Here is a 13002-nt window from a genome sequence, read left to right as displayed (position 1 = left end):
GGGGGGCAGCTCAGCGGATGCCGAGATCCTGGCGGTTGAAGACCAGTTCCATTTCGGGCGGGATGCTGCCATCGATGTCGAGCGGCAGCACCTCGGTCTTCGCGATCGCGCGGACGACGGCGTCGTCCCAGCTCTTCACACCGCTGCTGCGAACCAGGCGGATGCCGCGGATCCGGCCTTCGGGCGTGACCTCGATGCGGACGGTGGCGATCGGGTTGGTCGACAGGTTCTCGGTGTAGACGATGTTCGGTCGGATGCGGGCGGCAATCCGGCCCGCGTAGCTGGCCGAGGGCCCGGCCGATTGCAGGGCACTGCCGCTGGCGTTCGGTGCCCCCGTGGCGCCGGCCAGGCCGGCGATGCGCTTGAGCTGCTCGCTGCGGATGGCTTCGCGGGTGGCTTCCTCGGCGGCCTCGCGGCGGGCCTTCTCGTCGGCCGCCTTCTGCGCCGCCTGCCTGGCCTTCTCGGCCTTGGCGGTCTGCTCGGCTTCGGCCTTCTTCTTGGCCTCGGCCTTCTTCTTGGCGGCCTCCTCGCGCTTCTGCTGCTCGGCGGCTTCGCGCTTCTTCTGCTCGGCCTTCTCGCGCTCGGCCTCGGCCTTGGCCTGGGCGGCTTCGCGGCGCTTGGTCGCGATCTCGGCTTCGCGGTCGACCGTGGGCGGGGGCGGGGGGGGCGGCGGCGGCGCCGTGCGGGCGGGAGCGGGCGGGGGCGGTGGCGCGGGAGTCGGCGGGGGCGGCGGCGGCTCGACCGCCTGCGGTGCGGCCACCACCGGCACGGCAGCCCAGAGCTCGGCCTCCAGGCCCTGGGGCGGGCTGGAGCGCCAGTCCAGGTTCAGGCTCAGGCCGATGAGCAGCAGCGCGTGCGCGAGCAGGGCCAGGCCGATGCCAGGCCCGGGGGCATCGGCGCTGCGCGGACGCAGGGCGTCGCGCAGCGGCCGCGCCGCGACGGCCGGGGCTGCCGTCATGAGCCGGTCTTGACCGCCAGGCCGATGCGCTGCACGCCACCGCGCTGCAGGCTGTCCATGACCTTGACGACCTCGTCGTACTTGATGTTGCGGTCGGCCGAAATGATCACCGGGGTCAGGCTCGACGGATCGGCCGCACGCGCCGCGGCCGGGGCGCCGGCCTTGGGCGTGTCCGTCAGGCCGGGCTCGGCCTGGTTCTGCAGGGCCTTGACCCGGCCGGCCAGGTCGGCCGCGCTGACGGTGGCGTGGTCGCGACCGTTGACCCGCAGCTTGAGCTGGCTCCCGCTGGCCACGACGATCTCGATCACGCGGTCCGGCGCACGCTTGGCCTGGCCGACCGAGGGCACGTCGATGGCGCTGGGTGAGATCAGCGGCGCGCTGACCATGAAGATGATCAGCAGCACGAGCATCACGTCGATGAACGGGACCATGTTGATCTCGCTCACCGTGCGGCGGCGGGAGCCGCCGCGGCTGGCCATCGCGGGCATGGCGGTGTCCCTTCGATCAGGCGGCGCTGCTGTTGCGCTGCAGGATGTTGGAGAACTCCTCGATGAAGGTCTCCATCTGGATCGCGACGCGGTCGATGTCGCGTGCGAAGCGGTTGTAGGCCAGCACCGCCGGGATCGCGGCGAACAGGCCGATGGCGGTGGCCACCAGGGCCTCGGCGATGCCGGGGGCCACGGTGGCCAGGGTCACCTGCTGCAGGTTCGCCAGGCCGGTGAAGGCATGCATGATCCCCCAGACCGTGCCGAACAGGCCGACATAGGGCGAGATCGAGCCGACCGAGGCCAGGAAGGACAGGCGCGACTCGATGGTGTCGAGCTCGCGCTGGTAGCTTGCGCGCATGGCGCGGCGGGCGCCGTCGAGCAGGGCCGCGCCGTCGCTGACCTTCTTCTCGCGCAGCTTCAGGAACTCGCGCATGCCGGCCGCGAAGATGCGGTTGAGCGGCCCGCCCTGCTCGGCACTGTGCAGGGCTTCCTGGTAGAGCGCCTGCAGCGTGGCGCTGCCCGACCAGAACTCGCGCTCGAAACCCTCGTTGGCCTCGCGCACGCGCTTGAGGCCGATGTACTTCGAGAAGATCGCCGCCCAGCTCGCCAGGGACATGGCCACGAGCAGCGCGATCACGAGCTGCACCACCAGGCTGGCGTGCAGGATCAGGTTGACGATCGACAGGTCTTGCGAGTTCATGCGAGCAGGCTCGGTCGGAAGGCGGAAAGACGGGAAGGCGTCGCAGGGTGGGCGCCCGGTTCAGCCCGGCACCGCCGGGGGCGGCAGGCGGCTGAGCAGCTGTTCGGGGAAGCGGCGCGCGCGGAAGCTGCTGGCCTCGACGCAGGCGATGCGGATCACGCCCTCGGCCAGCAGCGGCCCGGGGGCGTCGCTGCCGGGCAGGCCGGCCTCGGCGGTCTCGTCGGGCAGGCGCCAGGCCTGCTGGGCGATGGTTAGGCGGCTGCGGCCGGCGTCGAGCACCCGCACGCTGAGCGCAAGCCGGTCGTCCAGCCGGGCCGGCCGCAGGTAGCGCACCTGGGTGTCGGCGATCACGAAGACCATGTCCTCGCGCTCGCGCAGATTCCATTGCTGCCAGCCCATCGCTCGCAGCCACTCGGTGCGCGCCCGCTCGAAGAACTTCAGGTAGTTCGCGTAGAAGACGACACCGCCGGCATCGGTGTCCTCCCAGTAGACGCGCAGCACGTGGCGGAAGACTTCGGTGCCGGACGCCACCGGCCCGGCGGGCGCCGGCACGGAGCGCAGGGTGGGATCGGTGGACATGGCTTGCGCGGGAAGGGGCTCAGCGTGCGCCGCCGCGACGGGCGGCGACCTCGACCGGCCGAAGCTCGGCCGCGGCCTTGTCGAGCACGCCGTTCACGTACTTGTGGCCGTCGGTGCCGCCGAAGGCCTTGGCCAGCTCGACGGCTTCGTTGATCGCGACCTTGTAGGGCACGTCCAGGCAGTGCCGCAGTTCGTAGGCACCGACGAGCAACACCGCATGCTCGACCGGCGAGAGCTCGGCGGTCCGGCGGTCGGTGTGGCGCGCCAGCACCTCGTCGAGCAGGGTGGCTTCGCCGATGCAGCCGTGCAGAAGCAGGTCGAAGTGCTTGGCGTCGGCGAGGTTGAACTCGTCCTGCTCACGCATGTGGGCGTCGACGAGGCCGGCCTCGCTGCCGGCGACCAACCACTCGTAGAGGCCCTGCACGGCAATCTCGCGCGAGCGGCGGCGCGCCGACTTCTGGCCCGGGGCGCGGACGGCGGGCTTGCCGCTGCGCGGACCGCGCGGGCGCGCGGGGGCGGGCGCGGCGTCCGCCGCAGGGGCCGCGGGCGGTTCGGGATGGGGGCTGGGCGTGCTCACGACAGGGCTTTCATCAGGCGGGCCATCTCCACCGCCACCTGCGCACCGTCCCGGCCCTTGTCGATGCGGGCCCAGGCCTGGGCTTCGGTCTCGACGGTGAGGATCACGTTGGCAATCGGCAGGCGGTGGTCGAGGCCGACGCGGGTCACGCCCGCGCCGCTCTCGTTGGCCACGAGTTCGAAGTGGTAGGTCTCGCCGCGCACGATGCAGCCGAGCGCGACCAGCGCATCGACGCCGCCGCGGCGCGCCAGCGCCTCCAGCGCCAGCGGCACTTCCAGCGCGCCGGGCACGGTGTGCAGGCTGATGTCGGCCTCGGCCACGCCGAGAGCCAGCAGTTCGGCCCGGCAGGCGGCCACCAGGGCGCCGGTCAGCGGCGCGTTGAAGCGGGCCTGGACGAGGGCCACCCTGAGGCCGCGGCCGTCGGGGGCCTGGGCGGTCTTGCCTTGATCAGCGCCTTGCATGGGGAGGACCGTGGGGAGAAAGAACAGGAAGGAGCGGATTCGATCGAAGGCCCGGCCCGGCGGCCGGGCGCGGCGCTCAGCGGGCGGCCAGGTAGCCGCTCACCTCCAGGCCGAAGCCGGTCATGCTGGGCATGCGGCGCGGGCTGCCAAGCAGCTGCATGCGGCGCACGCCGAGGTCGCGCAGGATCTGCGCGCCGACACCGTAGGTGCGCAGATCCCACTGGCCGCGCGGGGCCGGGCCGGCCTGGGCGCTGGCTTCCAGCGCGGCGAGCAGGCTCTCGCCTGCGTCGCCAGCGTTCAGCAGCACGGCCACGCCGCGGCCGGCCTCCTGCAAGGCGGCCAGGGCCTTGGGCAGGGGCCAGGAATGGGTGCTGCTGCCGATGTCGAGCAGGTCGATCAGCGACAGCGGTTCGTGCACGCGCACCGGCACCGTGTCGTCGGGCTGCCATTGCCCCAGGGACAGGGCCAGGTGCACGCTGCCGGAGCGGTCGCGGTAGGCGGTGCAGTCGAACAGGCCCTGGGCGGTCTGCAGCGGGCGGCGGCTGACGCGTTCGATCAGGGTTTCGTGGCGGCTGCGGTGGCCGATCAGGTCGGCGATGGTGCCGATCTTCAGGCCGTGCTCGCGCGCGAAGATCTCCAGGTCGGGCAGGCGGGCCATGCTGCCGTCGTCGTTCATGATCTCGCAGATCACGGCGGCGGGGCTCAGGCCAGCCAAGCGGGCCAGGTCGCAGCCTGCCTCGGTGTGGCCGGCGCGGGCCAGCACGCCGCCTTCCTGGGCCTGCAGCGGAAAGATGTGGCCGGGCTGGACCAGGTCGCTGGGCCGCGTCTCGCGGGCGACCGCCGTGCGGATGGTGTGCGCGCGGTCCGCGGCGGAGATGCCGGTGGTCACGCCCTCGGCGGCCTCGATGGACACCGTGAAGGCCGTGCCATGCTGCGCGCCGTTGCGCTGCGTCATCGGCGGCAGGCGCAGCTTTTCGCAGCGCTCGCGGGTCAGGGTCAGGCAGATCAGGCCGCGGCCATACTTGGCCATGAAGTTCACGGCCTCGGGGGTCACGAGGTCGGCGGCCATCACGAGGTCACCCTCGTTCTCGCGGTCTTCCTCGTCGACGAGGATGACCATGCGGCCGGCCGCCATTTCGGCGACGAGCTCGGGGACGGGGGCAATCGGCATGGGGCGGGATTGTAGGGGGGGCCTCCGGGGCAACCCGGAGGCGGGGGCTCAGGCGCGTGCGACGGGCGGCAGGCCAGGCGCCGCGGCAAGCATGCGCTCGACGTAACGGGCGATGAGGTCCACCTCCAGGTTCACCGCCGCGCCGGGCTGGAGCGTGCCGAGGGTGGTGTGCTCCAGGGTGTGAGGGATCAGGTTGAGGGTGAAGCGGCAGCCTTGCAGCTCATCGTCGACGCGGTTGACGGTCAGGCTGACGCCGTTGACGGTGATCGAGCCCTTGACGGCCAGGAAGCGCCCCAGCGCGGCCGGGGCGCGCACGGCCAGCAGCCAGCTCTCGCCGACCGGCTCGAAGACCTCGACCGTGCCCAGGCCATCGACATGCCCGCTGACGAGGTGGCCGCCCAGGCGGTCGTGCGCGCGCAGCGCCTGTTCCAGGTTGACGGGGCCGGGCCGGTCCAGGCCCGCGGTCAGCCGCAGGCTTTCGGCCGACACATCGACGCTGAAGCGGCCGGGCGCCGGTTCGGGCGGGGCGTCGAAGGCGGTCACGGTCATGCAGGCGCCGTTGATCGCGATGCTGTCGCCCAGCTGCACACCGGCCAGCCAGCCGGGCGGGGTCTCGATCTGCAGGCGCTTGCCGTGTTGCGGGCCGTCGCCCAGCGGGTCGACGGAGAGGATGCGGCCCAGGCCGCTGACGATGCCGGTGAACATCGCCGGATTGTCGCCGGCCCGCCCCGGCCTCCGGGCCGCAAGGGCCGGGCGCGCGAGCCTCAGAACTGCGAACGGCCGGGTGGCCGCGCGATGAGGCGCAGGTCCTCGCCGACCGGGTCCACCTGCTCGAAGCGCAGGTCCAGGCTTTGGTCCAGCGCACGGAGCGGGCCGAAGCTGGCCATGGGCAGCCCGCCCGACAGCAGGCGCGGCGCGAGGTAGACGAGGAACTCGTCGACCAGGCCGGCCCGCACGAAGGAGCCGTTGAGCTTGTGCCCGGCCTCGACATGCAGCTCGTTGACGGCATGCTCCTGCGACAGCGCCGCGAGCAGGGCGGCCAGATCGACCTTGCCCTGGGGGTCGGGCAGGCGGGTCAGGCCGGCCCCGGCGGCGCGCAGGGCAGCCGCGCGGGCCGCATGCTCGGGCGCCTCGGCGTCGACCGCGTGGTAGATCCACACCCGGCCAGGCGGCTGCAGCAGCCGGGCCGAGGGCGGGGTCTCCAGCCGCGCGTCGACGACGACGCGCATCGGCTGCACCCTCGTCTCGACCAGGCGCACGTCGAGCCGCGGGTTGTCGTCCTTCAGCGTGCCGATGCCGGTCAGCACGGCGGTGGCCCGCCGTCGCCAGGCATGGCCATCGCGACGCGCGGCCTCGCCGGTGATCCACTGGCTGCTGCCGTTGTCCAGCGCCGTGCGGCCGTCGAGCGAGGCCGCGACCTTCATCCTCAGCCAGGGCCGCCCACGCACCATGCGGGAGAAGAAGCCGAGGTTCAGCTCACGGGCTGCGCGCGCCCAGTCGCTGTCGGCCAGGTGCTCCACCTGCAGCCCGGCGGCCTGCAGCCGGGCCAGGCCGCGGCCGGCCACCAGGGGGTTGGGGTCGACGTTGGCCACCACGACCCGCGCCAGGCCGGCGGCCACCAGCGCGTCGCAGCAGGGCGGTGTGCGGCCATGGTGGCTGCAGGGTTCGAGGGTGACCAGGGCGGTCGCGCCGCGCACCGAGCGTCCGGCCGCCGCGGCGGCGCGCAGCGCGACGATCTCGGCATGCGGCCCGCCGGCCTGCTGGGTGTGGCCACGGGCGATCTCGCGGCCCTCGGCGTCGATCAGCAGGCAGCCGACACGGGGGTTGGGTTCGGAGAGACCGATCGCGCGCGTGGCCTCGTCGAGGGCGGCCTGCAGGAGGGCGGGGGCGGGGGGCGGCAGCATCGGACCATTGTCCCCGCCCACCGCCCACCGCCCACCGCCCACCGCCCACCGCCCACCGCCCACCGCCCACCGCCCACCGCCCACCGCCCACCGCCCACCGCCCACCGCCCACCGCCCGCCGCCCGCTTCCTGCCGTGCCAGCGACGGGCTCAGGGCAGGTTCTGGTGCGGCGTGCTGCCGGCCGGGCAGGTTCCTGCCGCCAGCACCAGGTGCTGCTGGCTCAGCGAGCCGACGATGTCGCGGTAGCGCGGTGGGCTGGCGGCGGCGTCGAAGCCGGGTGCGAGCGTGGCAAGCAGCCGGCAGACCACCGTCCCGCCCGGGGCCGAGGCCGCCTGAAGCTGCAGGCGGCCGCCCCAGACGGGTGGGGTGCCGGGCAGGCCGTCGTGGTCGCCGGGCCGCAGCACGCAGCGGTAGCGGCGGCTGCCGCCGGGCCAGGCAGGATCGTCATGGCTCATGGCATCGAGCGTGCAATGGTGGCCGGCAAGCGCAAGGCCGGGGCCGGGATCCAGATCGAGGCCGGTCAGCAGATGCTCGGAGGCCACCAGCTGCACGCTGTCCACCGTGGCCGCCAGGGCCCCGAGCAGCTGACCGCTCAGCCACCGTGTCGGCAGGGCAAGGCAGACCGACGAAGCGCTGCAGCGGCTCAGACCATGACCACTGAGGGCCTCCAGGATCCAGACCTCGCCGTTCACCAGCACGGCGAGCTGGCCGGCTGGCAGCGGCCCGGGGCCTGCGGCCCCAGCGGGCGCAAGCCCCAGGCGCAGCGCGCCGGGCGGCTCCATCCAGCGCAGTGGCGCGGGTGCGGGGCCGGCCCACCAGGCGCCAGCGCCTGGGGCCAGCAAGGTGTCGAGCTGAAGGCTGGTGCCGGCTCCCGCGCCAGCCTGCACGCCGTGCACCTGGAGTCGGAGGCGGCGCAGCGCACCGTCCGGATCCAGCGTCAAGGCCAGCGCCAGGGGGGCCGAGGCGCCGGCCAACGCCTGCTTCAGCCCGTCCGGATCGGCCGCGGCGACGGCGAGCGAAGCAGGATCGTCCAGTGCGCGAAGCTGGTCCAGCGCCGCCTGGCCCAGGTGCACGGCTGCACCGAGGTCCCGCTGCACCTGCCCGGCGCGCAGCATGCGCTGCTGGAGGCCCGTGGTGGCGAGCAGGCCGATCGCGAGCAGGCTGGCCAGCAGCAGGGCTTCCAGCAGGGCGCTGCCTGCGCGGCGGCGGATCATGGCGGGCTCCACGGCCCTGCGCTCAGAAGTCGCGCAGGCTGCCGGCCACGGGCAGCAGCAGACTGCTCTGGGCGCGCAGCCGCAGCAGCAGGGCGCTGTCGTAGCGCACACGCAGCGGACCCAGGGCCTCGTGGTCGCCCCGCAGCAGCACGGCGCCCTGCAGTTCGGCCTCGGCCGGGCCGCCGGCCACGTTCAGGCTGTCGGCGACCAGCAGGCCGAACAGGCGTCCACCGCCCTGCCAGTGAACGGCGCCTTCGACGACCAGCAGCAGCGGCGAAGTCGCCGAGCCGAGATCGCCCGGGGCGTTCAGCGTCAAAGGCCCTTCGACCCACAGGCGCCTGGCCCCCTGGCTCACCCGCAGCGGCAGCAGGCCGGTGGCATCCGAGGATGCAAGGCGGACCATGCCCGGCGCTTGGCGCAGCCGGGGCACGTCGAGTCCGAACAGATGCAGGCTCAGGGCCTCGAAGCTGGCCAGCTGGGTGGCCAGACCGGCATCGGGTCCGATCAGGGTGTCCCAGACGGGTTGGCCCGCCAGACCCTGCAGCAGCAGGCCGGGGCAGGGCGGGCTGACACAGACCAGGAGGTCCGCCGGGCAGGGTGGCAGGCCACCCGCTGCGCCGGGGCGTGCCAGGGCCAGGCCGGCATGCACGAGCAGGCCGCCGGCCGCAGGCTCCGGGTTCTCCAGGCGACCGGGTGCGCAGAGCCGTACCCGTCCGCCCGCCGTCAAGGCCGCGCGGGGCAGGCGCAGCAGCAGGGGCCGGGCCTGGAATCCAACCGTCAGGCCGGCCCGTGCGCCCGCTTCCTCGCCGCTGCCGCCGAGGCAGCTCGGGCGGGTTTCGCTGCAGCCCTCGATGCGCAGCAACATCGCCCCGGCTGCCGCCGCAGAGGCGGCCAGGGCCTGCGGCCGCACGCTGAAGCCGGGGGAGGATCCGGCGACGGCCGGCAGCTGGCCCGAGGCCGGGGGCGGACAGTCGCAGACCGGTCCCTCCGGGTCCAAGCGACAGGCTGCGCGGGGTGGAGGATGCAGGGGCTGTGGCAGCAGGGGGCCCGTCCCGACCGGGATCTGGAGCAGGTGGTCGCGCAGTCCAGGGGCCGGGCAGAGACCGGGGACTGTCAGCGGGGGATGGTTCAGCTGGACACGGGCCCAGGCCAGGCCGGCCTCGGCGGCTTCACGGGCCTGAAGCGTGCGCAGCTGGCGCTCGCCGCTGCGCAGCTCGGCCAGCTGAGCCTGCAGCAAGAGTCCGCCCAGCACCAGCAGACCAAGCATCAGCAGGCTGCCGAGGCTGAGCGAGGCCAACCCGCGTTCAGCTGCTGCAGGTGGGCGGGGTGGCAAGGGCGTCATTGCGCAGCCGGATGCGTGTGCGGACCTGGCCGCGCACACGGGGGTCGACGGGAGACTCGGCGGTGATCTGCAGGGCCAGTTGCCGCGGCGTGCGCAGCCCGGGGCTGGCGGAGCCCGCGCAGGCCAGCCAGGCCGGCTGGCTGTGGGCGATCAGGAGCAGCTCGAAGCTCAGCACCCGCGTGACGGCCGGATCGCTCAGGGCCTGGAAGCTCGCCGTCGGACCCAGCTGCATCTGCAGCGTGCTGCTGCTGAGCCGCAGCACGCGGTGCTGGGCAACACCCGCTTCCTCGTAGCTGTAGCCGACGACTGCGCTGCCCGGCGTACCGCCGAGCAGCAGGCCACCCAGGGGATTCGGCGTGCTGCCGCCGTCGAGCGCCGCAGGCCAGTGACCGGCGCGGCGCAGCTCACGCACGATCAGATCGCTGGCCGCGCGCAGGTCCTGGTCGAGCTGTACGCCGCGCATCGTGCGCAGGAAGGTGTCGATCTGGACGGCCATCAGCCTCAGCGCAGTCGCCAGCAGCAGCGCGGCCAGGGTCAGGCCGAGCATCAGCTCGATCAGCGTGGCCCCGCGGGCCGATGGCGCAAGCCTCACAGCTTCCAGCAGCGCCGTGCGCCCGGCGAGCTGGTGGCATCGAGCAGGGCCTCGGGCGCCGGGCCGGCCAGTCGGCGTGTGTGCAGCGCAGCCTGCTCCAGCACCAGCAAGCGGCAGGGCAGATCGGCATCCTGGCTGCCCTGGGCGATGGCCCGGAGCTGGTAGCCCTCGCTGCCGACCGCATGCAGCTCGATCCGGTAGCGTCCGCTCGGGGCTTGCAGCTGGAGGCTGTGGCTGTTGTGCGGGTCCAGGGCCAGCTCGGCACTGCCGAGATTGGCGCTGTAGCTGCCGTTCAGGGCGTGCCACTGCGTCTGTCGCAGCTCGATCTCCATGAGCAGGCCGAGGGCTTCGCTGCGGCGGCCCTCGCGTTGCTGGGCCAGGAAGCTCGGCAGGGTCAGGCTGCTGAGCAGGGTGAGCAGGCCCAGCACGACGGCCAGCTCGACCAGGGTCCAGCCTGCCGGCCGTCGAATGCCTCGAGATCTGCCGGACATCGCCCCACCTCAGCAGGCAGGCTGGCCCGGCAGGCTGGGATGACCTGCCGTGCAGCTGCGGACCCGGCCCATCACATTCAGCACGGCGCGCAGCTCGCGGCCGCGGCTGTCGCTGAGCTTCAGGGTGGCCGTGGGGCTGACGGTGCCGAGCAGGGGCGACACCGCCAGGCTGGTCACGTTGCTGCCCAGGCGCACCCGGTCGGCGGCCGGCCAGTGCTGGCTGCGCAGCGCCTGGGCCCCGGAGCCGCAGCTGACGCCACCGGTGGCCGGGTTGCAGATGCATGCGCCAGCGGCACCGGTGTGGCTGATCGTGCAGCTCCCGAGTCCGGGGCTGTCGGCAAAGCCCATGCGCAGCGTCTGCTGGCGCGCCAGTGCGTCCTGTCGCAGCAGCTGCAGCTCGCTGCGCAGGCGCTGCAGGCCACCTTCGAGACGTCGTCGCTCAAGGTGGTCGATCCACGGGGGGGCGCCGAGGCCGAGCAGCAGGCTCGAAACCGCCAGGGCAACGAGCAGTTCAACCAGGGTCAGACCGCCTTCGGTCTGCAGGGACGGACCCGTCATCGTGCGCTCCCTGGCCCCAGGACGGGGCCTTGGCTGCACCTTAGGCTGCGGGCCGGCTGGCGACGTCCCCCCGCGCTGGGGAGGGGGCCCGACGGACTAGGGAGGCTCAGATCTCGCGGATCAGGCGGCTGAATTCGTCCACGCCTTCGAAGCTGCGGTAGACGGAGGCAAAGCGCACGTAGGCGACCTTGTCGAGCTTCATCAGCTCGCGCATGACCAGCTCGCCGATGCGGCTGGAGGGCGTTTCATTGGCGCCGGCCGCCAGCAGCGCCTCTTCGATGCGGGCGACGGCGGCATCGATCTGGTCCATGCTGACCGAGCGCTTGCGGAGCGCGAGCTGCATCGAGGCACGCACTTTCGCGCGGTCGAAATCGACCCGGGTGCCATCCTTCTTCACGACGGTGGGCATGGCCAGCTCCGCTCGTTCGTAGGTCGTGAAGCGCTTGTCGCAGGACGGACAGCGGCGGCGCCTGCGGATCACCGTGCCCTCGTCCGAGCCCCGGGTCTCGACGACCTGGGTGTCTTCGTGCTGGCAGAAGGGGCAGCGCATGGGGGCCGGAACTCCAAGACAAACGACCCGCCGGGCGGGATCGCACGGGCGGGTCGTCGAAGCTTAGCAGCGGCGGCGGGGCCGCCGGGACGGGCTCAGCGGTAGACCGGGAAGTCGCGGGTCAGGGCCTCGACCTTGGCACGCACCTCGGCAATGCGGGCCGGATCGTTCGGCGCATCCAGCACGTCGGCCACCAGGTGGGCGGTCAGGCGGGCCTGCTCTTCCTTGAAGCCGCGGGTGGTCATGGCCGGCGAGCCCAGGCGGATGCCGCTGGTGATCATCGGCTTCTGCGGGTCGTTGGGGATGCCGTTCTTGTTGCAGGTGATGTGGGCCTCGCCGAGCACGCGCTCGGCGTCCTTGCCGGTGATGCCCTTGGCGCGCAGGTCGACCAACATCACATGGCTTTCGGTCCGGCCGCTGACGATGCGCAGGCCACGCTCGATCAGGGTGTTGGCCAGGACGGCGGCATTCTTGAGCACCTGCTCCTGGTAGACCTTGAAGCTGGGCTGCAGGCACTCGTGGAAGGCCACGGCCTTGCCGGCGATGACGTGCATCAGGGGCCCACCCTGCAGGCCCGGGAAGACCGCGCTGTTGATCTTCTTGGCGATCTCTTCGTTGTTGGTGACGATGATGCCGCCGCGCGGGCCGCGCAGGCTCTTGTGCGTGGTGGAGGTGACGACGTCGGCAAAGGGCACCGGGTTCGGGTAGACGCCTGCGGCGATCAGGCCCGAATAGTGGGCCATGTCGACCATCAGGTAGGCGCCAACATCCTTGGCGACCTTGGCGAAGCGCGCCCAGTCGATGCGCAGGGCATAGGCCGAGGCGCCGGCGATGATCAGCTTGGGCTTGTGCTCGTGGGCCTGACGCTCCATCGCGTCGTAGTCGATCTCCTCGGCCGCGTTGAGGCCGTAGCTGACGACCTTGAACCACTTGCCCGACATGTTCAGCGCCATGCCGTGGGTGAGGTGGCCGCCTTCGGCCAGGCTCATGCCCAGGATGGTGTCGCCGGGCTGGAGCAGGGCGAGGAAGACCGCCTGGTTGGCCTGCGAGCCGGAATTGGGCTGGACGTTGGCGAAGCCGGCGCCGTACATCTGCTTGAGCCGGTCGATGGCGAGTTGCTCGACCACGTCGACGTTCTCGCAGCCACCGTAGTAGCGCTTGCCCGGGTAGCCCTCGGCGTACTTGTTGGTCAGCTGAGTGCCCTGCGCCTGCATGACGGCCGGCGAGGTGTAGTTCTCCGACGCGATCAGCTCGATGTGCGCTTCCTGGCGGTGGTTTTCCGCCTGGATGGCTGCCCAGAGGTCCGGGTCGATGTTGGCGAGGGTCGAAGTGCTGCGATCGAACATGGAGAGTCCCATCAAGGGTGTCAAAGGGAGCGGGTTCCGACGAGTTCCTCCGCGCCGCAGAGCGGGCGTGG

16 protein-coding genes are annotated in these 13002 nt (G+C 72.6%); all 16 read right to left on the bottom strand.

What is annotated here, in order from left to right; translation table 11 throughout:
- Window positions 1-10: 10 nt before the first annotated feature.
- Entirely contained in the window at window positions 11-958 is a 948-nt protein-coding gene (tolA, locus tag H4F90_RS06730; RefSeq protein WP_182662626.1) for a cell envelope integrity protein TolA, read from the bottom strand.
- The gene (locus H4F90_RS06725; protein WP_182662624.1) at window positions 955-1446 is read right to left on the bottom strand and encodes a biopolymer transporter ExbD; all 492 of its coding nucleotides are present in this window, start codon (window positions 1444-1446) and stop codon (window positions 955-957) included. Before H4F90_RS06725 ends, tolA begins: the two co-directional genes overlap by 4 nt.
- A gap of 16 nt (window positions 1447-1462) precedes the next feature.
- Window positions 1463-2146, bottom strand: coding sequence for a protein TolQ (gene tolQ, locus H4F90_RS06720; protein ID WP_182662622.1), 684 nt, complete (start codon window positions 2144-2146; stop codon window positions 1463-1465).
- A 60-nt stretch (window positions 2147-2206) separates the two neighbouring features.
- Window positions 2207-2725, bottom strand: coding sequence for a YbgC/FadM family acyl-CoA thioesterase (locus tag H4F90_RS06715; protein ID WP_182662620.1), 519 nt, complete (start codon window positions 2723-2725; stop codon window positions 2207-2209).
- 19 nt (window positions 2726-2744) lie between these two features.
- On the bottom strand, window positions 2745-3302 hold the full coding sequence (gene nusB / locus H4F90_RS15515) for a transcription antitermination factor NusB (protein ID WP_182662618.1): 558 nt from the start codon (window positions 3300-3302) through the stop codon (window positions 2745-2747).
- Window positions 3299-3763 carry a 6,7-dimethyl-8-ribityllumazine synthase gene (ribH, locus tag H4F90_RS06705; RefSeq protein ID WP_182662616.1) on the bottom strand — a complete coding sequence of 155 codons (465 nt, stop codon included), beginning with the start codon at window positions 3761-3763 and terminating at the stop codon, window positions 3299-3301. The genes nusB and ribH overlap by 4 nt, the downstream gene beginning before the upstream one ends.
- 76 nt (window positions 3764-3839) lie before the next feature.
- Window positions 3840-4934: a bifunctional 3,4-dihydroxy-2-butanone-4-phosphate synthase/GTP cyclohydrolase II gene (gene ribBA / locus H4F90_RS06700; RefSeq protein ID WP_182662615.1), complete on the bottom strand. Its 1095-nt coding sequence runs from the start codon at window positions 4932-4934 to the stop codon at window positions 3840-3842.
- Window positions 4935-4982: 48 nt separating this feature from the next.
- Entirely contained in the window at window positions 4983-5639 is a 657-nt protein-coding gene (locus tag H4F90_RS06695) for a riboflavin synthase (protein WP_182662613.1), read from the bottom strand.
- Between the two features lie 59 nt (window positions 5640-5698).
- Window positions 5699-6838: a bifunctional diaminohydroxyphosphoribosylaminopyrimidine deaminase/5-amino-6-(5-phosphoribosylamino)uracil reductase RibD gene (gene ribD, locus H4F90_RS06690; protein ID WP_182662611.1), complete on the bottom strand. Its 1140-nt coding sequence runs from the start codon at window positions 6836-6838 to the stop codon at window positions 5699-5701.
- Window positions 6839-6987: 149 nt separating this feature from the next.
- Window positions 6988-8052: a hypothetical protein gene (locus H4F90_RS06685; protein ID WP_182662609.1), complete on the bottom strand. Its 1065-nt coding sequence runs from the start codon at window positions 8050-8052 to the stop codon at window positions 6988-6990.
- 22 nt (window positions 8053-8074) lie between these two features.
- Entirely contained in the window at window positions 8075-9349 is a 1275-nt protein-coding gene (locus tag H4F90_RS06680; RefSeq protein WP_182662608.1) for a hypothetical protein, read from the bottom strand.
- A gap of 7 nt (window positions 9350-9356) precedes the next feature.
- Window positions 9357-9986, bottom strand: coding sequence for a hypothetical protein (locus tag H4F90_RS06675; RefSeq protein WP_182662606.1), 630 nt, complete (start codon window positions 9984-9986; stop codon window positions 9357-9359).
- Entirely contained in the window at window positions 9983-10477 is a 495-nt protein-coding gene (locus tag H4F90_RS06670; RefSeq protein WP_182662604.1) for a type IV pilin protein, read from the bottom strand. The genes H4F90_RS06675 and H4F90_RS06670 overlap by 4 nt, the downstream gene beginning before the upstream one ends.
- Window positions 10478-10486: 9 nt before the next feature.
- Window positions 10487-11035 (bottom strand): GspH/FimT family pseudopilin, encoded by a 549-nt coding sequence (locus tag H4F90_RS06665; RefSeq protein WP_182662602.1) that lies wholly within the window; start codon window positions 11033-11035, stop codon window positions 10487-10489.
- 106 nt (window positions 11036-11141) lie between these two features.
- A complete protein-coding gene (gene nrdR / locus H4F90_RS06660; RefSeq protein WP_182662600.1) occupies window positions 11142-11585 on the bottom strand; it encodes a transcriptional regulator NrdR in 444 nt (147 codons plus the stop codon).
- Between the two features lie 95 nt (window positions 11586-11680).
- A complete protein-coding gene (glyA, locus tag H4F90_RS06655; RefSeq protein WP_182662598.1) occupies window positions 11681-12931 on the bottom strand; it encodes a serine hydroxymethyltransferase in 1251 nt (416 codons plus the stop codon).
- Between the last annotated feature and the right edge of the window lie 71 nt (window positions 12932-13002).

This window comes from Aquariibacter albus, from assembly GCF_014145335.1.
In the GTDB taxonomy this organism is placed as follows: Bacteria; Pseudomonadota; Gammaproteobacteria; order Burkholderiales; family Burkholderiaceae_C; genus Aquariibacter; species Aquariibacter albus.
Note: the sequence above shows the minus strand (reverse complement) of the source record. Positions and strands in the feature narration are given on the sequence as shown.